The organism is Microbispora catharanthi (assembly GCF_006334915.2).
In the GTDB taxonomy this organism is placed as follows: Bacteria; Actinomycetota; Actinomycetes; order Streptosporangiales; family Streptosporangiaceae; genus Microbispora; species Microbispora catharanthi.
Genome location: NZ_VDMA02000006.1, coordinates 73,395 through 95,491 on the forward strand (window position 1 = coordinate 73,395; position 22,097 = coordinate 95,491).

Annotated in this window: 15 protein-coding genes and 1 pseudogene; 3 read left to right on the plus strand and 13 right to left on the minus strand. The window is 72.6% G+C overall.

Translation table 11 applies throughout. The features are described from left to right. Nucleotides 1-6 precede the first annotated feature (6 nt). Nucleotides 7-2,790 carry an OmpL47-type beta-barrel domain-containing protein gene (locus tag FH610_RS13035; RefSeq protein ID WP_139574610.1) on the plus strand — a complete coding sequence of 928 codons (2,784 nt, stop codon included), beginning with the start codon at nt 7-9 and terminating at the stop codon, nt 2,788-2,790. Between the two features lie 245 nt (nt 2,791-3,035). Here the strand turns inward: FH610_RS13035 and FH610_RS13045 are convergent, their stop codons facing one another. Together FH610_RS13045 and atpB are read right to left on the minus strand one after the other, a co-directional pair. Then, nucleotides 3,036-3,320, minus strand: a complete 285-nt coding sequence (locus tag FH610_RS13045; RefSeq protein WP_139574611.1) for a YiaA/YiaB family inner membrane protein — start codon at nt 3,318-3,320, stop codon at nt 3,036-3,038. 77 nt (nt 3,321-3,397) lie between these two features. Then, nucleotides 3,398-4,186 carry a F0F1 ATP synthase subunit A gene (atpB, locus tag FH610_RS13050; protein WP_139574612.1) on the minus strand — a complete coding sequence of 263 codons (789 nt, stop codon included), beginning with the start codon at nt 4,184-4,186 and terminating at the stop codon, nt 3,398-3,400. Between the two features lie 118 nt (nt 4,187-4,304). On the opposite strand from atpB, the gene FH610_RS13055 reads away from it, so the two are divergent. Beyond that, entirely contained in the window at nt 4,305-5,054 is a 750-nt protein-coding gene (locus tag FH610_RS13055; protein ID WP_139574613.1) for a TetR/AcrR family transcriptional regulator, read from the plus strand. A 48-nt stretch (nt 5,055-5,102) separates the two neighbouring features. Here the strand turns inward: FH610_RS13055 and FH610_RS45160 are convergent, their stop codons facing one another. The 5 genes from FH610_RS45160 to FH610_RS13080 all read right to left on the minus strand — a co-directional run bounded on the left by FH610_RS45160 (nt 5,103) and on the right by FH610_RS13080 (nt 12,136). After that, nucleotides 5,103-5,786 (minus strand): type II toxin-antitoxin system PemK/MazF family toxin, encoded by a 684-nt coding sequence (locus tag FH610_RS45160; protein ID WP_139574614.1) that lies wholly within the window; start codon nt 5,784-5,786, stop codon nt 5,103-5,105. A gap of 148 nt (nt 5,787-5,934) precedes the next feature. Further along, entirely contained in the window at nt 5,935-6,945 is a 1,011-nt protein-coding gene (locus FH610_RS13065) for an NAD-dependent epimerase/dehydratase family protein (protein ID WP_139574615.1), read from the minus strand. A gap of 146 nt (nt 6,946-7,091) precedes the next feature. Continuing rightward, a complete protein-coding gene (locus FH610_RS13070) occupies nt 7,092-9,368 on the minus strand; it encodes a SulP family inorganic anion transporter (protein ID WP_139574616.1) in 2,277 nt (758 codons plus the stop codon). A 53-nt stretch (nt 9,369-9,421) separates the two neighbouring features. Then, on the minus strand, nt 9,422-11,407 hold the full coding sequence (locus FH610_RS13075) for a hypothetical protein (RefSeq protein ID WP_139574617.1): 1,986 nt from the start codon (nt 11,405-11,407) through the stop codon (nt 9,422-9,424). Between the two features lie 183 nt (nt 11,408-11,590). Further along, a complete protein-coding gene (locus tag FH610_RS13080) occupies nt 11,591-12,136 on the minus strand; it encodes a YbhB/YbcL family Raf kinase inhibitor-like protein (protein ID WP_139574618.1) in 546 nt (181 codons plus the stop codon). A gap of 178 nt (nt 12,137-12,314) precedes the next feature. Between FH610_RS13080 and FH610_RS13085 the strand changes: the two genes are divergently transcribed. Beyond that, nucleotides 12,315-13,904 (plus strand): BTAD domain-containing putative transcriptional regulator, encoded by a 1,590-nt coding sequence (locus FH610_RS13085; RefSeq protein WP_240808941.1) that lies wholly within the window; start codon nt 12,315-12,317, stop codon nt 13,902-13,904. On the opposite strand, the gene FH610_RS13090 is transcribed toward FH610_RS13085, so the two are convergent. From FH610_RS13090 to sepH, 6 genes and pseudogenes are all read right to left on the minus strand, one after another. Next, nucleotides 13,823-14,566, minus strand: a complete 744-nt coding sequence (locus tag FH610_RS13090; RefSeq protein WP_139574619.1) for a hypothetical protein — start codon at nt 14,564-14,566, stop codon at nt 13,823-13,825. The genes FH610_RS13085 and FH610_RS13090 overlap by 82 nt on opposite strands. A gap of 349 nt (nt 14,567-14,915) precedes the next feature. Next, nucleotides 14,916-15,270, minus strand: a pseudogene (locus tag FH610_RS13095) (ATP-binding cassette domain-containing protein); the annotation flags it as partial. Between the two features lie 33 nt (nt 15,271-15,303). Further along, nucleotides 15,304-16,182, minus strand: coding sequence for an SAM-dependent methyltransferase (locus FH610_RS13100; protein ID WP_338104541.1), 879 nt, complete (start codon nt 16,180-16,182; stop codon nt 15,304-15,306). 213 nt (nt 16,183-16,395) lie between these two features. Then, nucleotides 16,396-17,595 (minus strand): XRE family transcriptional regulator, encoded by a 1,200-nt coding sequence (locus FH610_RS13105; RefSeq protein ID WP_139574621.1) that lies wholly within the window; start codon nt 17,593-17,595, stop codon nt 16,396-16,398. 128 nt (nt 17,596-17,723) lie between these two features. Further along, nucleotides 17,724-19,118: a vanadium-dependent haloperoxidase gene (locus FH610_RS13110; protein WP_139574622.1), complete on the minus strand. Its 1,395-nt coding sequence runs from the start codon at nt 19,116-19,118 to the stop codon at nt 17,724-17,726. Nucleotides 19,119-19,502: 384 nt separating this feature from the next. After that, on the minus strand, nt 19,503-21,848 hold the full coding sequence (sepH, locus tag FH610_RS44415; RefSeq protein ID WP_240808942.1) for a septation protein SepH: 2,346 nt from the start codon (nt 21,846-21,848) through the stop codon (nt 19,503-19,505). Between the last annotated feature and the right edge of the window lie 249 nt (nt 21,849-22,097).

The window sequence follows — 22,097 nt, forward strand, 5'->3', positions numbered from 1 at the left end:
CCTCAGATGCAGTTATTGACAGGAAGGCTACGCGGGGCGCTACGCGCCGCCGTGGCCGTGGTGCTGTTGTGCGTGGCGCTGCCGGCGCTGTGGCTGTCGCCGGCCGAGGCCGCCGCGCCGCAGCCCGAGGCGCGGCAACAGGTCAGCCAGGCGGCGGCGCAGGTGCTCACCTGGACCGCCGACAACGGCATGACCGCGTACAAGGACGCGCCGACCACGGCGGTCGCGGGACCCACGACGATCGTCTTCGAGAACAGCATGGCGACCGGCAGCACGTTCGGGATGACGCACACGCTGACCTTCGACACGACGACGCCCGGATACAACCACGACGTCACCGTCAACATCATCGCGAGCCCGTACGACGCGGACGGCGGCCGGCACGAGGTCCAGGTGAACCTCACCCCCGGCACGTACCGCTTCTTCTGCGCGATCCCCGGTCACCAGATGGTCGGCGAGCTCGTGGTCACCGCCGGTGGCTCCACCGACACGACCGCGCCGCAGGTGTCCGCCAACGTGTCGGGCGAGAAGGACGCCGACGGCAACTACGTCGGTTCTGCGACGGTGACGGTCTCGGCGAGTGACACCGAGTCGGGTGTGGACAGGGTGGAGTACGCGCTGGACAACGGGGCGTTCACCACGTACTCGGCTCCGGTGTCGGTGAACACGGCAGGGTCGCACACGGTGCAGTATCGAGCGACCGACAAGGCGGGCAACGTCTCGCCGGCCGGGTCGGTGTCGTTCAAGGTGGTCGCTCCGCCGGCGAAGGACACGACCGCGCCGCAGGTGTCCGCCAACCTCTCGGGCGAGAAGGACGCCGACGGCAACTACGTGGGGTCGGCCACCGTCACGATCTCGGCGAGCGACAGCGAGTCGGGGGTCGACACGGTGGAGTACTCCCTCGACTCGCAGCCGTTCGCGCTCTACTCGAAGGCGCTGACGGTCGACCAGCCGGGGGCGCACCGGGTGAGCTACCGGGCCACCGACAAGGCGGGCAACACCTCGGCGGTGGCGTCGGTGACGTTCACGGTCGTGGTTCCGCCGGCCAAGGACACCACGGCCCCGCAGGTGTCGGCGCAGGTGTCCGGTGACAAGGACGCGGACGGCAACTACGTCGGTCTCGCGACGGTGACGGTCTCGGCGACCGACACCGAGTCGGGCGTCGACAAGGTCGAGTACGCGCTGGACGGCGCGGCGTTCGCGACGTACTCGGCTCCGGTCTCGGTGAACAAGACCGGCTCGCACACGGTGCAGTATCGGGCGACCGACAAGGCGGGCAACACCTCGCCGGCCGGGTCGGTGTCGTTCACGGTGGTGGCTCCGCCGGCGAAGGACACGACCGCGCCGCAGGTGTCGGCTCAGGTGTCCGGTGACAAGGACGCGGACGGCAACTATGTCGGTTCTGCGACGGTGACGGTCTCGGCGAGTGACACCGAGTCGGGCGTGGCCACGGTGGAGTACTCCCTCGACGGGCAGCCGTTCGGCCTGTACTCCGCGCCGGTGGCGGTCAAGCAGGCGGGCGCGCACACCGTGAGCTACCGGGCCACCGACAAGGCCGGGAACGCCTCCGACGTCGCGTCGGTGACCTTCAAGGTCGTCGCACCGGAGCAGAAGGACACCACACCTCCGCTGGTGTCGGGGCAGGTGTCCGGTGACAAGGACGCCGACGGCAACTACGTCGGTTCCGCGACGGTGACGGTCTCGGCGAGTGACACCGAGTCGGGTGTGGACAGGGTGGAGTACGCGCTGGACAGCGGGGCCTTCGCGACGTACTCGGCTCCGGTGTCGGTGAACACGGCCGGGTCGCACACGGTGCAGTATCGGGCGACCGACAAGGCGGGCAACACCTCGCCGGCCGGGTCGGTGACCTTCAAGGTGGTCGCTCCGCCGGCCAAGGACACGACCGCGCCGCAGGTGTCGGCGCAGGTGTCCGGTGACAAGGACACCAACGGCAACTACGTGGGGTCCGCCACCGTCACGATCTCGGCGAGCGACAGCGAGTCGGGGGTCGACACGGTGGAGTACTCCCTCGACTCGCAGCCGTTCGCGCTCTATTCGAAGGCGCTGACGGTCGACCAGCCGGGGGCGCACCGGGTGAGCTACCGGGCCACCGACAAGGCGGGCAACACCTCGGCGGTGGCGTCGGTGACGTTCACGGTCGTGGTTCCGCCGGCCAAGGACACCACGGCCCCGCAGGTGTCGGCCGGCGTGTCGGGCACGAAGGACGCCGACGGCAACTACGTCGGTCTCGCGACGGTGACGGTCTCGGCGACCGACAGCGAGTCGGGCGTCGACAAGGTCGAGTACGCGCTGGACGGCGCGGCGTTCGCGGCCTACACGGCCCCGGTCTCGGTGAACAAGACCGGGTCGCACACGGTGCAGTATCGGGCCACGGACAAGGCGGGCAACACCTCGCCGGCCGGGTCGGTGACCTTCAAGGTCGTCGTACCGGAGCAGAAGGACACCACGGCCCCGCAGGTGTCGGCCCAGCTCAGCGGCAGCATGGACTGGGCCTGGAACTACGTCGGCTCCGCCACGCTCACCATCTCGGCGACCGACGGCGAGTCGGGCGTGGCCACGGTGGAGTACTCCCTCGACGGGCAGCCGTTCGCGCTGTACTCCAAGCCGGTGGCGGTGGGCCAGCCGGGGGCGCACACCGTGAGCTACCGGGCCACCGACAAGGCCGGCAACACGTCCAACGTGGGCACGGCGAAGTTCAACGTCGTCGGCGCCGGACCGGGCTCTGACTGCACGAAGCCGGGCAAGGACAAGGGCTGCAAGGACGACTGAGTTCCTTCAGCCACTGACGGCCTCGGTCCGGCGACGGGCCGAGGCCGCCTCTTTTCCCGTCCGCCGCACCCGTGTGGAGTACGCACGAGGCGCGGCTGCGCATGGTGGTCCTGCGCTCGTTGTCGTACGGGTCCCAGCCGGGGTTGCCGGTCCTGGCGAACCTGACCCAGGTCTCGTGCATGCGGGCGGCAAGATCCGCCGGTGGCTCGCCGGGGCCGGCCAGAGCCCACCGCAGCTCTCGAAGATCATTCGGCCCGGAAGGGGTCGTGCTCGGCGAGGAGCTTGTCGAGCCGGGCCTGGTCCACCCGGCTGACGACGGTCGCCTCCTCCTGCCGGTCCCGTACGCACTTGGCGAGCGTGAACGTCGAGGTCACCACGTACATCAGCCCGAGGGCGAGGAAGGAGCGCACCCAGGTCGTCACCGGAAGGTAGAGGATGCCGGCCGCCAGGCCCACGAGGGAGATCGCGAACGAGATGACGGCCTGGACGTAGAAGGCCGTCGTCGTCGAGGGTTTCACCGGTTTCGCCATGGTGCCATCGTCCGCGGCGTACGCCTGCCGGGACATGAGCGCCGATACTCAGTTACCGGTGAGTACGAACCCCCGCTTCAGTGGTCCGGGTTCAGGGCGTTGCCGATGTACATCGCCGCCAGCATGGTGAACAGGAACGCCTGCAGGAACTGGATGAAGATCTCCAGCCCGGTCATCAGGACGGCCATGACCACGCCGAGGAGGCCCACCGGGAACCCGGGCACCGTGGGGTGCTCGGCGAGGAACCAGAATCCCACCGCGCTGAAGAACGCCAGCAGCAGGTGCCCCGCGAACATGTTGGCGAACAGCCGTACGGCATGCGTGAACGGCGCGAAGACGAACGTGTGCAGCAGTTCGAGGGGCGCGTAGAACGCGAGGGCGAGCGGCTTCGGCAGGCCGGGCGGGAACATCAGGCTCTTGAGATATCCGCCCACCCCGTGGTGCCGGAAGCCGAGATAAAGCTTGATCACGTACACGACCACGGCGAACACCACCGGGAACGCGATGTGGGAGTTCACCGGGAACTGCACTCCCGGGATCACGCCGAACAGGTTCCACAGCAGGATCAGCGAGAACAGGCTGAGCAGGAACGGCATCCACCTCTCGGCGTCCGCGCCGAGGAACGGCCGGGCCACCTGGTCGCGGACGAACAGGTAGCCGTACTCGCCGAGGTGCTGCAGGCCGCGCGGGACGAGCGCCGGCCGCGCGAACGCCCCCCACGCGAGCACGCACAGCAGGATCACGCCGACCGCGGCCAGCACCACGGGCTTGTTGAGCCAGTGTGGCGCGCCCGGCCACAGCGGCGGAAAGTCGAACAGTTCGAGACCGGGAACCGTGAAGTCGTCCCCGGCGAGGCTTGCGGGCATGGGGGATCCCCTCGTCCGGCCGTCCAAAAAACTGAGTACGACGTACTCACTTTCTCAATGAGAGCCTACATACCGGGTACCGTGTACGCAATAGCGCGACGACCTGGGACGATCAACCATGACGGGCCACGAGAACCTGTGGATGCGACCCGAACGCCCTGCCCGCGGGCCGCGGCCGAGCTTCAGCCGCGCCGCCCTCGCGCAGGCGGCGATCCGCATCGCCGACGCCGAGGGGCTGGAGGCGATCTCCATGCGGCGGCTCGCCGCCGATCTCGGAGCGGGCACGATGTCCCTGTACCGCTACGTGACGAGCAAGGACGAGGTGTTCGACCTCATGGTCGACACCGTGGTGGGGGAGTACCTGCCGGAGGACCGGCGGCCGCCGGACGACTGGGTCGAAGGACTCCGCCTGCTCGCCTGGCAGGCTCGGCGCACCATGCTGCGCCACCCATGGCTCGCGCCGCTGGCGGCCGGCCGCCCGCAGGCCGGCCCGAACAGCGCGCGCCTGACGGAGACCGCCCTCGGCATGCTCGACGCTCTCGGCCTGAGCGTCGACGAGATGCTGACCCTCGTCGGCGCGGTCTTCGCGTACGTGAACGGCTATATCCAGAGCGAACTGGCCGAGGCCGAGGCGCTCCGGCGGTCGGGGCTCACGCTGGCGCAGCGGCTGGCGCAGCACCTGTCCTACATCCAGTCGCTCATCGCGACGGGGAACTATCCCATGCTGGAGCGGATGACGAAGGAGGGCGGGCGGGAGTACATGGGCACCGACGACCGCTTCGCGTACGGCCTCGACCGGCTGCTCGACGGCATCGCCGCGGGTCTGCCGCCGCGCGGCGGCCCGGAAGGGCCCGCGTCGTCACGGTGACGCCGACGGCCGGTCTCGGAGGCGGGCCCGGTCTCGAAGGGGTATGGCTCAGTTCGGGGTGATCTCGTGGAGGCGGCAGACCTGCCGCCAGACGCGCGCGTCGAGCGTGCCCGCCCTGTCCTGGAAGTCGGAGACGGGCACGCGGACCGGGCCGGTGAGGTCGAGGAAGCTGTTGTGGTCGGCGTCCGGGTCCCAGGTGCGGGTGGGGATCTCCACGTGGTCGGAGCGGTCGCTGCGGTCCTGGCTTGTGATCTTCAGGACCTCGGCGCCGCCCCGGTGTGTCCTGAGCACCACGCAGGGGCGCACCTTGTGGCCCGGCCCGTCCTCGTAGGGCACGTCGGCCCACCAGATCTCACCCGGACGCGGACCGGCCTGCGTTGCCGCACCGCCGCGCGCGCCCGCTTCGCCGCCCGTCGTCCGGCCCGCAGCCCGGCCTCCACCTTGGCCTCCACCCGGGCCTCCACCCTGGCCTCCACTTCGGGCCCCGGCCCCGGAGGTGGTGCCGCGCCTCGTGCCGGGAGCGGTGCCGCCACCGGGCCTGGTGCCCGGCCGCGCGGTCCCGGCCGGGGCACGCCCACCGGGCCGCGCGGTCCGGCCGGCGCGGCCTGACGGGCGGCCGCCCGACGAAGGGCGCGGCGCGGACCGCCGGTGTGAGGTCCCCGGCAGGCGCCCGGTCGCCCCGAGCGCCCCGACAACGACCAGCACGGCCACGATCACAACCACCCAGATCATGGCCGACAGCCTACGGCTCCCCGCGGGCAGCTCAGGTAGGGGAGTCCACCCCCTGCCCGGCGCGCTCGGTTCCACCGCCACCCTGCCCACGCCGCCCTGCCCACGCCGCCCCCGCGCGCCGGCACGCGGGCGGGCACGCGGGTCGCGGTCAGGGGCGGGCGTCCCAGGCGGCGAGGATGCCCGCCTCCTTCTCCGGGGCGATGCCGTGGTGCATCCGGCCGCCGAAGCTGCGCCGCTCCTCGGGGATGTCCTTCAGCCACTCCCAGGTGTCCCGGACGGTCTCCCGCACCGGCCGGCAGGTGAGACCCGCGGCGATGGCCTTCGCCGAGGAGTGCGTCCACACGCCCTCGCTCTCCCCGGAGGCGGACCACAGGGGAAGCTCGGTCCACTGCTCCACGCCCTGGTCGACCAGGAACGCGTCGTCGGCCCAGACGAACTCCGCGTCGGAGCCGGTGACCTCCACGCAGTCGTTCAGCCAGCCGCCGAAGGTGGCGTTGCCCTGCACCCCGCCCGTCATGTAGCGGCCGGTCGTGCCCTTGGTCGCCTGGTCGAGGGTGAACGCCGCGATGTCGCGGGCGTCGATGAGCTGGATCGGCCGCGCCGGGTCGCCGGGGGCGAGCACGCGCCCACCCCTGGAGATGCGGGTGAGCCACCAGGGCAGCCGGCCCACGTTCTCGTGCGGGCCGAGGATCAGGCCGGGCTGGATGACCAGGGCGCCGCCGTCGAAGTGCTGCTCGACCGCCCGCTCGCAACCGGCCTTCAGCACGCCGTAGTCGCCGAACTCGGCGTCCGCGTCCGGCGGGCACTCGTACAGGGGGAAGGTCTCGTCGACGCCGGGCTTGTCCGGCCAGTCGCGATAGGCGGAGATGCTGGAGATGAACGTGTAGTGCGGAGCGTGCCCCGACAGCGTGCGCGCCGACTCCAGGACGACGCGGGGGACGAACCCGCACACGTCGATCACCGCGTCCCACTGCCTGCCGTCGGCGAGCCGCCGCAGGTCGTCGGTGCTCTCGCGATCGCCGCGCACCGCCTCCACGCCGGGCAGGTCCGTTCCGCTCCTGCCCCGGTTGAACGTCGTGACCTCATGACCGCGCCGCAGCGCCTCGTCCACTATGGCGCGTCCGAGAAACACCGAACCGCCGATGACCAGAATCTTCATAACGGTCATCCTTGGCCCGCCCCCGTCACACGTCTGCCCCGTTTCACGGTCGGCGGACACGATCCGCTGACAGCGGAAGGCGGGCGCCGGGACGCCCTCCGGCGCACCGCCGTACGGCCGTTCCCCTCGGCTCGGCCGTGCGGCGCTCAGCCGGTGCGCAGCTCGGGGACCGGCGTGAAGCGCTCCTGATCCAGCAGGTGCACCCGCGCCGCGCCGATGTCGAAGTACAGGCCCGTGAGCTCCAGCTGCCCTGCCCGTACGAGGGTGTCCACGAACGGGTGGGTGCGCAGATTGTCGAGCTGCTGGATCACGTTGGTCCGGCAGAGCCGGTCGAGCGGCCCGGTGTCGTCGTCACACGGCTCGGCGGCCACGAACCTGGCCAGGCTCTGCCGCCCGTGCCGCAGCCAGTTGCGCAGCGCGGGCAGGTCGGGCACCTCGCCCAGCAGGGCGGCCATCGCGCCGCATCCCGAGTGCCCGCAGACCGTGATCGTGCGCACGTCGAGCACCTTCACGGCGTACTCGATCGTGGCCGCTACCGAGTCGTCGGCGGGGACGGCGCCGGCGCGCGGCACGAGATTGCCGATGTTGCGCAGCGTGAACAGGTCGCCGGGACCGCTCGCGGTGATGATGTTCGGCACGATGCGGGAGTCCGCGCAGGTGATGAACAGGTGCGACGGCGACTGCTTGCGGGCCATGCGGTGGAGCACCGGGCGGACCATCGGCGCGGTCCTGCGCTGGAACTCCCGCGTCCCCTCCAGCAGGTCGGGCACGCCCTGCGGCTCGCAGAGCACGGGGACGTCGTCGTGGCTTCCGCCGTCCGCGCCGATCACCGCGTAGGACCCGGCGTTCCCGGTGCCGGCGTGAACGGGACGGGAGTGGCGCCGGTAGGCCCAGGGCAGCCACCAGCGGTCGTGCCGGGGGGGAATCCTGGCCGGGAACAGGCGGACGCCGTTGATCGCGGCGGAGTACCACTCGCCGTGCGGCTCGTCCACGTCGATGACACCGCCGGTGCGTTCGTGCTCAAGCCGCCAGGCGTGCAGTGCCTCGAAGGCGGCGTTGTCCATGAAGTCGAGGTGCAGGTCGAGCTCGACTGCGGCCCCCGCGGGGATGCCGCGCAGCGCCTCGGTCAGCCGGGGCACGCCGAGGAACGTCAGCGACCCGGTGACGACGACCCGCCAGCGCCGCTCGCCCGCCTGCCGTACGTCGACCGAGACCCAGGCCAGGCGGCGCAGGGCGAGCAGGGCGGCCAGCCCGAGGCCGATCGCCACGCCCTCGGCCAGTCCGATCAGCACGACTCCGGCCATCGTCACGAAGTAGACCGGCATCTCGCGGTGGCTGCGCAGGTTGCGGACGTGCCCGAGGTTGACCATCTGCACGCCGATGAACAGCAGCAGCGCCGCGAGCGCCTCCAGGGGGATCAGCGCGATCATCCAGGCGAAGGCCGTGGTGAACAGCAGCACCCACACCCCGTGGAGCACCGTGGACCAGCGGCTGCGGGCGCCCGCCCGCGCGTTGGTGGTCGTGCGCACGACGACGCCCGCCACGGGAAGGCCGCCCAGCGCGCCGGACACCGCGTTCGCCACGCCCTGCGCGGTCAGTTCACGGTCGAGGTCGGCGCGGGGGCCGTCGTGCAGGCGGTTGGACGCCACGCAGGTCAGCAGCGACTCCACTCCGGCGAGGAGGGCGACGAGCAGGACGGCCCCGGCGATCGCGTGCCAGTCGCCCTGTGGCATCAGAGGTCCCTGGACCGAGGAGAACCCGCCCTTCAGGTCCACCTTCGTCAGGTCCCAGCCCGTCGCCGCGGCCGTCAGCGTGGCGACCATCAGCGCGGCGAGCGGGGCGGGCACGGTGCGCAGCCGGGGGATCCGGCCCCATACGAGCAGGACCCCGATGGTCAGCACGCCGATCATGACGGCGTGCGTGTGGTTGTCGAGGATCTGGGCGGGGAGTTCGAGGACGTTCTCCAGCGCGGAGCGCTGCGGCGAACCGCCGAGCACGATGTGCAGCTGGGACAGCGCGATCACCACGCCGACCCCGGCGAGCATGCCGTGGACGACCGCGGGGGAGACCCCGAGCGCCGCCCGCGCCACCTTGAGCCCGCCGAGGACCAACTGGAGCAGACCGGCCATGACGGTGATGGCGCACGTGGCGCGCCAGCCGTAGGTGTGGACGAGCTCGGCGACCACCAGGGACAACCCCGCGGCCGGACCGCTCACCTGGACGACGGACCCGCCGAGGGCGCCGGCCACCACGCCGCCGACCACGGCGGCGACGAGCCCGGCCGCCACCGGTGCGCCGGACGCGACCGCGATGCCGAGCGACAGCGGCACCGCCACCAGGAAGACCACCAGCGATGCCGGCGCATCGTGCCGGAGCACGGACTTCCAGTTACGTGGCGAGATCGTGTCGTCACTGAGTGTCATGGGCTGACAATATGTCAGCCGCGGAGGCCGTCACCAGGCAGGGAACGGGAAAATCACCGGTAGTAGTCGGGATAGTCGCTCTCCGGGTCGCGGTGGCGGCTGCCCCGCCGCCGCCCGCCCGCCGAGGTGGGGGTGTCGCCGTGGACCTCGTCGTAGGAGGGCCAGCTTCCACCGGCGTCCTGCTCGGGCCACGACGGCTGGGCGCCGCCGTATCCCTGCTGTTGCTGCCGGTCGTAGCCGTACTGGCTCTGCCCCGACGGCGCGTCGTAGCCCGCCGACTCGTACGGCGAGGCGGTTCCCGGGGCCGAGCCGGTCACCGTGTCCGAGGCGTCGATCGTCGCCCAGCCCGTGCTCACCTCGTACGACGGGGTGGAGGGCGCGGCGGGTGACGGCGCCGAGGCGGCCGGGTAACCGCCCTCCGCCGGGTAGGTGGACGAGTAGCCGTCGTAGGCCGGGGTCTGGTAGGTCTCCGCGTTGGGCCAGGAGGACGCGCCGTGCGGCGGTTCCGGGTCGTCGAGCACGTCGCGGGCGCCCGACCAGGAGGAGGAGCCCGTCGTGGGGGCGGAGGCGGGGGCCGGCGGGTAGCTGCCCGCGACCGGCCAGCCGGGGTCGGTGGCGCCGCCGGCGTCAGGGCCGGTCACCGCCGCACCGGAGCCCGTCGCACCGGCGCCCGCCGGGTTGGGCGGGTACGACGGCGAGGCGTCGGCCGCGCGGAACGGGCCCGTCGCGGCGCGGGACGGATCGTAGGCGTCGGATCGGGGCGTGTCGTAGCTCGCCGCCCACGCGTCGAAGGAGCCGCCGGTCGAGCGGGACGCGGGGTCGGCGAGGGAGTCGGCCGGCGAGGCGGTGGGCGCCGCGGCCTCGAACGCGCCGCTCGTGCGGGCCGGATCGTACGCGCCGGCGGCGAAGGACCCGGTGGCCGGGATGGGGGAGGACGGCGCCGTGTCGTAGCGTCCGTCGGGGGAGCCCGCGCCGCCCTGCGAGGCGAACGGCCCGGTGCCCGCGGGCGTGTCGTAGGCGGGGGCCCCGAACGGGCCGGTGCTCGCCGCGATCCCCAGAGGGTCGGCGCCCGGCTGCGTCCCGTACGAGGCCGTGCTCGCGGACGACGGGAACGGGCCCGTGGCGCGCTGGCCGTCGTAGGAGCCGCCGGCCTGCCCGGCCTCGCTCGCAGCGGTCGCCGCGGCGGCGCGGCGGGCCGCGGCCCGCGACGAGCGGCCGGACCTGCTCGACCTGCGGTTGGACGCGCCCGGCGCGCCCGACTGGGCTCCGGCGGCGGCCGCGAAGGGGTCGCCGGCCGGGGACGCGGGGGCGCCGCTCACCGCGGGGGAGTCGAACGGGCCGGTCGTGCGGCTCGCGTCGAAGGGACCGGTCGAAGGGGAGCCGGCCGGAGCGGCGGGGACGTCGAGCAGGTCGGGCGTCGGCGCGGAGAAGGTGACGGTCTTCTGGTCGGCGAGAGCCGAGGCGGAGACGGGGGCGGCGGGAAGCACGGGCTCGTCGGCGTCGGCGCGCCGGGCGCGGCTCGGGCGGGCGGGCAGGGGAGCCTGCACGGTCGCGGCGTCGGGGTCGGCCGCCTGGGCCGCCGCGCCGGCGGTCTCGTCCACCGGCCGGGGGGTGGCCATCCTCGCGGCGATCGTCCCCCCGAAGCCGCCGTCGTCGGCGCGTACGCGCGACCAGTAGTCGTCGTCGTAGTCGTCGGCCCCGCCCCACTCGTCCACGCCGCGCTTGCCGCGGGCGGCGGCGGGCTGTTTGCCGCCGCGCTGCGCGGGCCGTGCCGCCTGCCGCCCGCCGGGGCGGGGGGCGGGGCGGGGCGCCGGACGCTGCTTCTCCGGCTCCTCGAAGGCGTCGAACCCCTTGGGGAAGCTCTCGAAGAACGTCTCCTCGGCGGGCCGCCGGGGCTTGGGGCCCTTGTTCTCGGCCATCGCCTTGATGCGCTCAGCGGAGAGAGCGCTCTCCCTGCGGTTCATCGACCGCATGCCCAGCGCCACGACCAGCAGCACGAGAAGCACGACGGCGACAAGACCCACAATGACCGCAGTCATAGCACCACCCTCAAGGCCATGGCCTTTCTGCGGCGCCGGTGAGGTCGCGCGGCCATCGACGCGACCTGCCCCCTTTGATCACCTGCGCTCAGCAATTGGATCCGATTCTGCTCGACCACAATGACCGTTGTCACACCCTAGGTGAAGATTGGTGTAGCACGACTACCTCCGGTGCCCAGCATGTCACTCGATCGTGTTCGCCGTGAGGCGCCCACGGGCGATGGTGTGACTCGCGATGCCCTCCAGGGTCTCCGCGAGGTCGGCGCCCTGCTTCAGGTCGAGCTTCGTGTTCAGCGCGTAGACAGTGAAACGGTAGCTGCCGTCGGCCTGACATGGGGGCGCATAGCCCACCTTCCCGCTCGACGTCATGCCCTGCCGGGCGCCCCGGGGGACGTCGTCCATGCCCAGCTCGGTCGTCGCGGGGTCGATGTCGAACACCACCCAGTGCACCTCCGGGCCGCTGCGGGGATTGTTGTCGTCGACCACGAGGGCCACCGACTTGGCGCCCGACGTGCCCGACCAGCGGAGAGGCGGGTTGCCCTGCCCCCCCTTACAGGAGTAGTCGTCCGGCAGGGGGGCGCCGTCGCGGAACTGCGGGCTCGACACGCTGATGACGTCGAGGTTCCTCGGCGATCCCCCGCCCAGGATTCCGCAGCCCGTCGCGGCCAGCGTGAGCGCCGTCACCGTGACGGCGGCTCGCGTGACCGCTGATTTTCTCGGCGACCCCATGCCCGATGATGCTACGCGGATTGGACAGGTGCCCCGACCGGATCGCGGTGATCCGTACCGATGACCGGGCCCGCGTGAGCCGTTGACCTCCGTGTTCTCCCGAATCGATCGGTACGTGCGGAGAACCGGTATGTGGGGGTGTGAGGCCCCGGGCGCCCTTATCCGCCACAATCGAGGCATGCAGGGGGACACGCCGGGAGCGGGCACGAGCTTCGCCGTTCTGGGCCCCCTCGACGTCCGGCGCGACGGGCGGCCGGTCGAGGTCGGCGGGCAGCGGCTGCGGGCTCTGCTGACACAGCGCGGCGCTCCGCTGACCGACCTGCCGAACGCCGAGGTCGAGGTGGCCCGGCTGGAGGAGCTCAGGATCGCGGCCGCGGAGGACAGGATCGAGGCGGAGCTGGCCCTGGGCCGGCACGCCGATCCGATCTCGGAGCCGCGGCTGCTCGTCACCGCCCATCCGCTGCGGGAACGGCCGCACGGGCAGCTCATGCGCGCTCTCTACGTGGCGGGCCGCCGGGCCGAGGCGCTGGCCGCCTACGAGGAGGCCCGGTCCGTGTTCGCCGACCGGCTCGGGGCCGACCCCTCGCCCGCGCTGGCCGAACTCCGTCTCGCGATGCTGAGGGGCGAGCTCTCCGAGGAGGGAACCCGGCCGCCACCGGCGGTGACGCCCACCGGGCCTGCCCGGAGCGAGCAGGCGCTCGCCCGGAAGGAGCAGGCGCTCGCCCGGATGGACCGGCCGCCGCCGCGCGCTCCGCGCCGGGGCGACCTGAGGGCCCGGCTGACCAGCTTCGTCGGCCGGGACGACGACGTCGGCAGGATCGGCGGGCTCCTCGCCGCCGACCGCCTGGTCACACTGCTCGGCCCGGGGGGTGCGGGCAAGACGAGACTCGCGGTGGAGTCGGCCGAGGCGATCGCCGCGCGCGTGCCCGACGGCGTCTGGCTGGTCGAGTTCGCGCCCGTCGGGGACGCGGCGGAGGTGCCGCGGGCCGCCCTGACCGCGCTCGGCCTGCGCGACACCGGCCTGGTGCCCGTGCGCGCGGTGCCCGCCATGCCGTCCGCGCCGGGTGGGGAGTCCGACCAGGTGACCCGGCTCGTCTCCGCTCTGGCGGCGCGCGACACGCTGATCATGCTGGACAACTGCGAGCACGTGGTCGAGCCGGCCGCCGTGCTCGCCGACCGGCTCCTCGCCGAGTGCCCCGGCCTGCGCATCCTCGCCACCAGCAGAGACCGCTCGGCATCACCGGAGAGCGGCTGTGGCCGGTCGGGCCGCACGGTGCCGGTCCCGCCGTGCGGTTGTTCGCCGAGCGGGCGGCCGCCGTACGGCGATGTCCCGCCACCAGACGCTCCGCGCGGTCGTGGAGTGGAGCTGGGACCTGCTCGACGCCGGCGAGCGCGCGCTCGCGGCGCGGCTGGCGGTGTTCGCGGGCGGGGCCACGCTGGAGGCCGCCCAGCACCCCCTCGTGGCGATCGCGGTGCCGGTCATGTCGATGTTCTCCGGCCTGCAGGAGGAGGCGGAGTTCCAGCTGGAGCCGCTGCTCGGACATCCGGACGGCTGGGTGGCCGCCTCCGCCCGTATCTTCCGCGCCCACCTGTGCTGCAACGCGGGCCGTTCCGAGGAGGGCGAGGCCGACCTGGTGCTCGCGCTCGACGAGTTCAGGACGGTCGGAGACCGGTGGGGGGTGGCGCTCACTGCGGGCGAACGGCGATCGATTCGGCGGAGAGTGTGACCTCGACGGTGATGTGCGGATTGTTCAGCTGCGGGAGCTGAAGCCCACGCGTGAACTCCTCCGCATCGTCCGGCATCACCTTCGGCTGAACTGTGACCTTGACTTGGCCGGTCTCGTCATCTGGGTGCGCCGTCATCGTGGCCACCTCAGGACGGGATCGGAGCCAGGAGACGACCGTGTCCTGGGCCCGCCGGAGGTCCGCGGCCGAGAATCCCTTGCCGCCGATCAGGGTGACCTCCATCGGGAGGGTCCTGGCCAGCTCGATCGCGCGAGTCGGGATGGGGCCCTTGAAGCCGACGCGCAGTCCCCGCTGGTCGTCGACGTATCTGACGCCGGAGATCTCGTCGGGGAACTCCGCATTGAGTTTGTCGATCACCCGGCTGTTGGACGACTGTGAGCCGAAGCGGTCGATGGCCTCCTCGTAGGAGATGCCCTCCGATTTGGCGATGGTCCCGAGGTCGACCAGCTCGGCGTAGGGAATGCCGTCGATCGCCACGTCCGGGTCGGTCACCGCAGGGTCGTATCCCTCGAAGTCCGTCGGCTTGGGCGACGAGGTAGCAGCCATCCGGGTCGCGTACCGCTTGACGACCTCCTCCAGGGGCCGGCCCGACGCCGCCGCCTCTCGCTTGAGCCGCTCCAGGGTGGGTCGATGTGCTTTGGGCTGATCGGCCCGCTGCAACACGATCGTCTCGGTCCCGGCCACAGTGGTTACCGGACCAGCACCGGACTGGCCGCAGGCGCACAACGACGCAAGCACCGCGATGACGGTCAAACGCGATCCCTTCATACCTAAGGGACGCGTCACCGGCCTGGAGGGGTTCATCCAGGCACCCCATCCAGCGGGGGCCTTTCAGACGCGGTTGCGATGTCGACGTTCAATCCGACGGCCGCGGTCATGCTCGCGAACAGCACGTTCTGCGCGACCAGGCCGGGCTGCGCGAACTGGTCATCTTCTCTCCTCGTCGCTTCGTGCGTCCTGTGACCCCCGTCGCGGCCTCACGCCGCGGCCCCGGCACGGTGCCCGGTCAGCGCGAGGTGCCGTCCGGCGGGCTCGCGATCACCTTCCCGTGGTCGAACACCACGATGTCGTCCGCGAGCTGGTCGGCCTCCTCCAGGTACTGCGTGGTGAGCAGTACGGTCACGCCCTCGTCCTGGAGGCCGCGGACGACGCCCCACAACTCGGTGCGGCTGCGCGGGTCGAGGCCGGTCGTGGGCTCGTCCAGGAACAGCACCTGGGGCGGCCCACGAGGCTCGCGGCGAGGTCGAGCCGGCGGCGCATGCCGCCCGAGTAGGTCTTGGCCGCCCGCCCGCGCCGGTGAGCTGGAAGCGGTCGAGCAGGCCGTCGGCCCGGCGCCGTGCGTCCGGCCTCGTCAGGCCCAGCAGGCGGCCGGTCATCACGAGGTTCTCGACTGTCGAACCCGCCGGAGAGTCGGCGAGGCCTCAGGGGCGGCGGGCCAAGACTCCGATGTAACCGCTGTTGCTTGGGTCGCCCGGGTACTGGTCGTGGCGGGGACGCCAGAGCTCGACGGGCACGACGCCGGGCTCCAGAACCTCCATGCCGTCCAGCATGGCGGCGAGTTGCTCGGGGCCACGGTGCACGAAGCCCCCGGCGGAGGTCTTGCCGTAGACCGACTGCGCCTGCTCCACCTTGTTCTGCTCGGAGCGCCGGACAAAAGTGTGGGAGATGGCGAGGTAGCCGCCGGAGGGCAGCCCGTCCTGCAGATTCGAGACGATCCGGCTCACCTCCGCGTCGTCGGTGAAGAAGTGCAGGACCGCCAGCGCGAGGATCGCCACCGGCCGGTTGAGGTCCAGATGCGCGCGGATCCGCTCGTCGGCGAGGATGTCGCCGGGCCGCTGCAGATCCCCCTCCACCACGACGGTGTCGGGTGTGTCGGCGAGGATGGCGCGTGCGTGCACGAGAACCGTCGGATCGTTGTCCACGTAGACGGTGCGGGAACCGGGACCGAACATCGCGGCGACCTGGTGTACGTTCTGCTGCGTGGGCAGCCCGGTCCCGATGTCGAGGAACTGACGCACGCCGGCCTCGGCCAGTTCCCTGACCACCCGCACCAGGAAGGCGCGGTTGGCGCGGGCCAGCGCGGGGATGTCGTACCCCTGCTCGCGCCCGAGCCGGATGACCTGGTCGGCGGCCTCGCGGTCGGAGGCGAAGTTGTCCTTGCCGCCGAGGAAGTAGTCGTAGATGCGCGCCACGCTCGGGACTTTCGGATCAACACCCTTCGGAACGCGTCCTGTCTCCGTCATTCGTCGCCTTTCGCGCGATCGGTGCTTCGGGTGATGAATCCATGCGTTGACGATCATAGGAGGTGTGGGCGCGCCTCACCCGCCGTACGGCGCGGAACCCGGACGAAGGGTCATGCGCGGGCAGGAGGACGAGGGCGACGGGCGCACGACGGTGACATCACGGTGCCGTCGGCCTGGCCGGGATACGTGAGCCGACCTGCACCGCGACTCGTGGAAGCCGCGGCGGGGACGCCCGTACCGGCGGGGGTGCCGGGGACCGCCGACCGGTAATCAGGCGTGGGCCGGGCGGGTGCGGTGGGCGCGCGTCCAGGCCGGGACGGGCACGGGGCGGAAGAGGAACACCTGGTCGCGCCGTCCGGTGCAGGACTCCTGGGCGAGCTCGGCGCCGGGGGCCACGTCGGGCTCGCCGTACAGCGCTCCCAGGCACATTCCGCTGTGCAGGGGACGCAGGGCGAACCCCGCCCCCGCGGGCTGCAGCAGGAACCGCTGGTGCGCCGCCCCGGAGCAGTTCTCGGGAGCGACCAGCGCGCCCGGGCCGCTCAGCGCCTCGTCGACCGTGAGGCAGCCGACGCCCTCCTTGGGATGGTGCCACCGGATCTCGTAGGCGCCGCCGCCGACCGACTGCATGTAAGTGTCGGGGACGACACCCCGGCAGGGCCGCTGCACGGCCAGTGGCCGGTCGGTCCGCCTGTTGCGCTCGCGTCCCTCCCCGACGCACAGGTCGCGATCGGCGACGTGCGACGGGACGACGTGATACCACCCGTCGGGCAGGGTGCGGCCGCTTCCCGCCGTCGGGGCGGGGGAGGCGGAGGGCGGGGTGCGGCCGCTTCCGGACGTCGCGGCGGCGGGGGTGGTCGAGGGCCGTGCGTCGCCGCCGGCCCAGGAGACAGGCAGTTGCGCCAGGACCACGCCCGTGGCGAGGAGCAGGACCAGGACGCCGGCCCCGGCCACGACGAACCGCCGCAGCGCCCGGGTCTTCGGCCGTACGGCGTCTCCGCCCGGTCCTGCCGGGTCGCCCGGCACGGCGGGATCCGCGGGATCGACCTGTTCGCGCCCGTCGAGACCGCCGGGCTCGAGGCGATCGGCCTGATCGGGCCGGCCATCCGGGCCGGGCTGCTCCGGCGGTCCGGGCGGTCGGTCCGGACCGGCGGCCGCGTCGTGGGGATCGGCCGGAGGCGTCATGCCGGCGGCCAGCCGTTTCCTGTGCGCCACCCAGCGCGCCGTCTCGGCCTCGCCGAGCCCGCAGGCTCGTACGAAGGCCGCCACGAACTCCTCCCTGGGAAGGGTCGTGCGCCCGAGGGCCCCCGCGATCGTGCTGGTGGGCAGCACGTCTCCCGACGCCTTCGCGGCGGCCGTGAGCTGCCGGTAGGTCAGCCCGGACCACTGGCGGAGACGGCCCAGCGCGGCGACGAATTCGGCCGCGGTGGTCACGCCGTCGGGCTGGGGAGGCACGCTGAACGGCCCTGACACGACGATCCTCCCAAGCCACGCTTCGGCGTCGATCCGGGCGAAACACTAACAAAGATCGTCGACGCGAGGCAGCCCCCCGGGTCAGCGGATTGCGCCGCCCGGAGGGCCTGGAGGTCGTGCTCGTGTTCCTATCCCTGGTCGCGCTTGGTCACGTAGACGAAGTCACCCAGGTTGAATCCCGCGTCGAGGCCGCGGTCTGCGTCCCAGCGGTAGTGGACGCCGAGCCAGAGCCGGCTGAGGGCGTCCTCCTCTGCGGCCTGCTCGAAACTCGTGAAGGTCCTGGTCTTCGGGTTGGCGTTCGGATCGTCGGTGGGCGCGGTGAAGGTCAGGTCGTGCCCGAACCACCTCTGCATCACGCCCGCCCACGCCCCCGCGAACGTGGCGTGCCCCGATGTGTACGCGGGGAAGGGCGGCGAGAAGTGCTGTCCGGCGGCGTTCATCGACAGCGGCTCCCAGGAGGGATCGGGTGTGATGGCGGCGTTGAGGCTCGTGTCGGCCAGCTTGATCGCGCTCTCCGGCCGCCACAGGTCGATCGGCGAGTCGAACTTCGCTCCCCAGGCGACGATCGACGCGTCGGCCAGTGCCATGGACACGAGGTTGAACAGCTCGGCCGTCTCGTTCTGCCTCAGCCCCTTCTGCCTGGCGACCGTCTGGGTGATGGCGAACAGCTGCCCCACCGGCCGGTAGGTGCCCTTGCCGTCGTTGGCCCAGAAGAACGCCGCCTGAGTCTGGTCGGCGGACCGCGAGGTGGGGTTCTTCGCCCCGCCGTACGCCTTGACCTCGTTGACCTGCTGTGCGTACTGGGAGCTGCGTACGAGCTGGTCGTAGGAGGTGAAGCCGCCGGGCGGCGGCGGCCGGAACTGCGTGGGGGACGTCATGGCGAACGGCTTGAGCTTCCACCAGTTCGGCGCCACCGCCGGTCCGGAGCCCGTCTGCCGCCACGCGCCGGGGACCGTGCCCTCCGTGTACGAGAGGTCGAACGCCGGCCCGTCCCCCGACCTTTCGGCGATCATCAGGTCGCCGATCCTCTCGCCGTCGGCCCGGCCGCCCTGGACGTAGGAGGACGGCACCGACGAGGGGATCTGCGCGAGCGCGTAGGCCAGGTTGGCGTCGAAGTCGATGTACGGATAGAGGTGTTCGAGCACGCGGTGCGCCGCCGCGTCCATCGTGGCCTCTATCGAGTCGTTCGGGTTCTGCTGCGTGATCTTCGGCAGGTACGTGACCGGCGCGGCCGGCCAGTTCGCGTCGTGGAGGGCGATGTGCAGCATGGCGCCGGCCCGCGCGAGCCGGGTCGGGTCCCCGTCGTGGCTGTACTGCGGGTCGACGCCGTCGCGGGGGAGGGTGCGGATGGTGTCGAGGAAGACGCTGTTCCAGTAGAGCACGTGATCGAAGGCGGACGCCTGCGGCGGTGGCCCCGTGACCGCCGCGTGCGCTGCCTGGGGGAGCGCGACCAGCGTGCCGGCGGTCACGACAGCGGCCGCCGCGATCACGCGTACGCGTTCCCACCGTGATCGTCGATGCAAGGAGAACCTCCGTGGGGAAGGCCCCGAGCCCCGGCCGGGTGCCGGGAGAGGGGTGCATCACGGAAGATCCTTGATCTACGGGATCGAGGACAAGGTTCATGATCGTGCGGAACTGTTCCGTACGGTCTCATATGACCCTGCTCGCGTGGGATGCCGGGAGAAGCGCGTCTGGTCACGCCGCGAATCGAGCGTCCCGGGACGCGTCCTGAGGCGACGGGGAGTTCGCGGGCACGGCCCGGACAGACGGCGGAAGGCCGGTCGGCGAGTTCGCGAACTCGCCGACCGGCCTTCTCTCGCCGTTCGTGACGACGCCGACGCAGTGGACGGCTCCGACGCCGTGGACGGCTCCGCTCCCGGCGCCGGAAGACGCCGGGTCCTGCGCGGTCAGTCCTGCTTGCGCGCGCCGAACATGATCTCGTCCCAGGTCGGCACCGACGCCCGGCGTCCGCGCGACTTGCGGGGCCGCGGGGGAGCCGGCTTCGGCACCGGCGGGGCGGGCGTCTCGGGCTTGGCGTCCTTCGGAGCCTCCTTCTGCGCCTCCTTCGCCCCGTCCTTGGACCCGCCGCCCGGGTGCTGGCTCTTCCCGGCGTCCCCCGTCCGGGGCGCCGGGGCGGCAGCGGGCGCCTGGGCCGCGGGTTCCTGCCGCGCCGGTGCCTGCGGCGCGGGTGCGGCCTCGGCCGCGGGCTGCGCGGGCGGCGTGGCCTGTGCCGCCGGAGCCTCTGGCGTGGCCTGTGCCGCCGGAGCGGCAGGCGTGGTGGTCTCTGCCGCCGGAGCCGCGGGCGTGGTGGCCTGTGCCGCTGGAGCGGCAGGAGTCGCCTGTGCGGCTGGAGCGGCAGGCGCCGCGGTGGGCTTCGGGGTGGGCACTGAGGTGGGTGCCGGGGTGGGTGCTGAGGTGGGTGCCGCGGTGCTCTCTGGGGGCGCGCTCGGCGCGGGCACGCTCACCGCCGTGGCGTCCGCCGTGGTACCCGCAGCGGGTTCCTCCGCGGACTCCGCCGGTGGAGCGGGCGCGGGGACGGCAATGGGAACAGCGGCCGTCGGCGACGCCTCGGCCGTCGCGCCGCCCGCGGCCGTGTCCGCCGCCGTGTTCGTGTCCGCGGCCGTGTTCGTGTCCGCTGCCGTGCCCGTGGCCGCCTCGGGGGCCGGCTGCGACGCGGGCGCCTCGGCCGATCGCTCGGCCGGACTCGCGGCCTCAGCGGCTGCGGTGGTCTCCACGGCGGCCTCCGCGCTCTCGGGGCCGGAGGCGCCGCCCTCGGCGTCCTGAGAGGACGCCGCCGCGGCCACGACGTCCGTCGCCCCGGAGCCTGTCGTCCCGGAGTCCGGAGTGGAGTGCGGAGTGGAGTGCGCCGCGGAGTCCGCAGTGGAATCCGGGGTGGTCGTGGTGGTCGTGGAGTCCTCGGCGGCCGCCCGCTCCGTGGGCGTCGCCGGACGCACGGCCTCCTGTGTGTCCGCCGCTCCACCGGATGACGTCACGCCGGTGGAGGCGTCGGGCGCCACGTTCGGGACGACGGGCTCCTGCGGGCGGGACGCCGGTCCGGTGACCGCGGTCTCGCCGACGGCACTGTCCCCGCCGGTCACAGGGACCGATGCGGCGGCGTCCGCCACGGGCGCGGGTGCGACGGCATACGCGGGCGGCTGGGACGCGGCCTGCGGTCCCGCGGCGTCCTGACCGTCCACGCGGACCGCGCCGTCTCCGGCGGCGTCCGGGCCCGGAGCGTACGGAACGCCGCCGGTGGCCGGGTCGGGGTCGGCGGGCGTACGCGGAGGAGCGGCCTGCGCTGCGGATCCGGTCTGCGGTGTGGGCTCCACCCTGGGTTCGGCGGCGGGCGGCGGGAGCACGGGGTCGGGGGTGGCGATGAGCGACTGCGGCAGCCGGAAGGGCACCGGGGTCAGCTCGGGCCGGTAGGCCGCCGGCTCGTCCGCGTACGGCTCGGGCCGCTCGGGCCGGCCGGTCTCCGCGCGCAGCGGCGGGCTCAGCCGCGGCGGCGCCACGGGCTCGGGGAGCGCGGCGGGCTCGGAGCGTACGGCGGGCACGCTGAGACCCGGCTCGTCGCGACGGGGAGAGGTCTCCTCGGGCAGCGGCGGCACCGGGGCGAGCTTGGACGCGAGGCGGGGCACGAAGGGACGCACGGTTGCGTCGTCCCGCTCGGGCTCGACGTACTCGGCCGCCGACAGGCGCATGGCCTCGTCGTCGTTCGGGGTGATGTGGCGGCGGCGCGGGTCGAAGAGCCACTCGGCGTGGCGGGTGTGACCGTTCCAGACGAAGCCGAGCCGCACCCGCCACAGGTTGTCGTCGCGCTTGGCGGAGTCCCAGTCGATCTCGTCGGCGGGCACGCCGCGCCGGGTCAGCCGCTCGGCGACCAGCTCGCCGAGCGTGGGCCCGGGGGTCGTCTCGCCCGGCATCCGGACCGAGACGCGCTGGGCCTGCTGGGCCATGTACTCGCGCTCCTGGAGAACCGGTCCCTCGAACCAGCGGACTCTCTCCACCGGAATGCCGGCGGTGGCCGCGATCTCCTCGGCCGTCTCCCCGGCACGGATGCGCGCCTGGATCTCCTTGGGACGCAACGGGCTCTCCACTTCGATCTCGTACTGGCCGAGACGGGAGAAGTTGCCGCGAACCGCAGCGCGGAGCCGGTCGTCGACGGGCAGCGTGAAGCGCGTGCCCCGCCCGGCGGTCGCCAGGACGAGGTACGTTCCGTCTTCACTTACCGCGACGAGACGGAGCTCCTGCATGCGAGTCCCTTCGTCGTCGTGCTCTGTCTTCCCCCGGACCCTTGAGTCTCTCGCGTGAGCCGGTTGCCTTCCAGCACCGTACCCGGCATGTCCGAACATCGCCTCGCCAGGGGGCGAGGCAGATGTTGTGACCCCGGTCACATTTTTCGCGTTCACCTTTCCGCAACCTGTCGGTCGTCCGGGAGCGGCAGCCCATAGGCGGCGGCCGCGCCGTCGATCCGGCCCAGAAGGCGAGAGCGAGGGTCGTGT

Coding starts and splice junctions, on each gene's coding strand:
- FH610_RS13100 (WP_338104541.1), bottom strand. CDS start 16,182: ATGATCGTCAACGCATGGATTCATCACCCGAAGCACCGATCGCGCGAA.
- FH610_RS13070 (WP_139574616.1), bottom strand. CDS start 9,368: ATGACACTCAGTGACGACACGATCTCGCCACGTAACTGGAAGTCCGTG.
- FH610_RS13055 (WP_139574613.1), top strand. CDS start 4,305: ATGACGGGCCACGAGAACCTGTGGATGCGACCCGAACGCCCTGCCCGC.
- FH610_RS13075 (WP_139574617.1), bottom strand. CDS start 11,407: ATGACTGCGGTCATTGTGGGTCTTGTCGCCGTCGTGCTTCTCGTGCTG.
- FH610_RS13035 (WP_139574610.1), top strand. CDS start 7: ATGCAGTTATTGACAGGAAGGCTACGCGGGGCGCTACGCGCCGCCGTG.
- FH610_RS13065 (WP_139574615.1), bottom strand. CDS start 6,945: ATGAAGATTCTGGTCATCGGCGGTTCGGTGTTTCTCGGACGCGCCATA.
- FH610_RS13085 (WP_240808941.1), top strand. CDS start 12,315: ATGCAGGGGGACACGCCGGGAGCGGGCACGAGCTTCGCCGTTCTGGGC.
- FH610_RS13080 (WP_139574618.1), bottom strand. CDS start 12,136: ATGGGGTCGCCGAGAAAATCAGCGGTCACGCGAGCCGCCGTCACGGTG.
- FH610_RS13045 (WP_139574611.1), bottom strand. CDS start 3,320: ATGGCGAAACCGGTGAAACCCTCGACGACGACGGCCTTCTACGTCCAG.
- sepH (WP_240808942.1), bottom strand. CDS start 21,848: ATGCAGGAGCTCCGTCTCGTCGCGGTAAGTGAAGACGGAACGTACCTC.
- atpB (WP_139574612.1), bottom strand. CDS start 4,186: ATGCCCGCAAGCCTCGCCGGGGACGACTTCACGGTTCCCGGTCTCGAA.
- FH610_RS45160 (WP_139574614.1), bottom strand. CDS start 5,786: ATGATCTGGGTGGTTGTGATCGTGGCCGTGCTGGTCGTTGTCGGGGCG.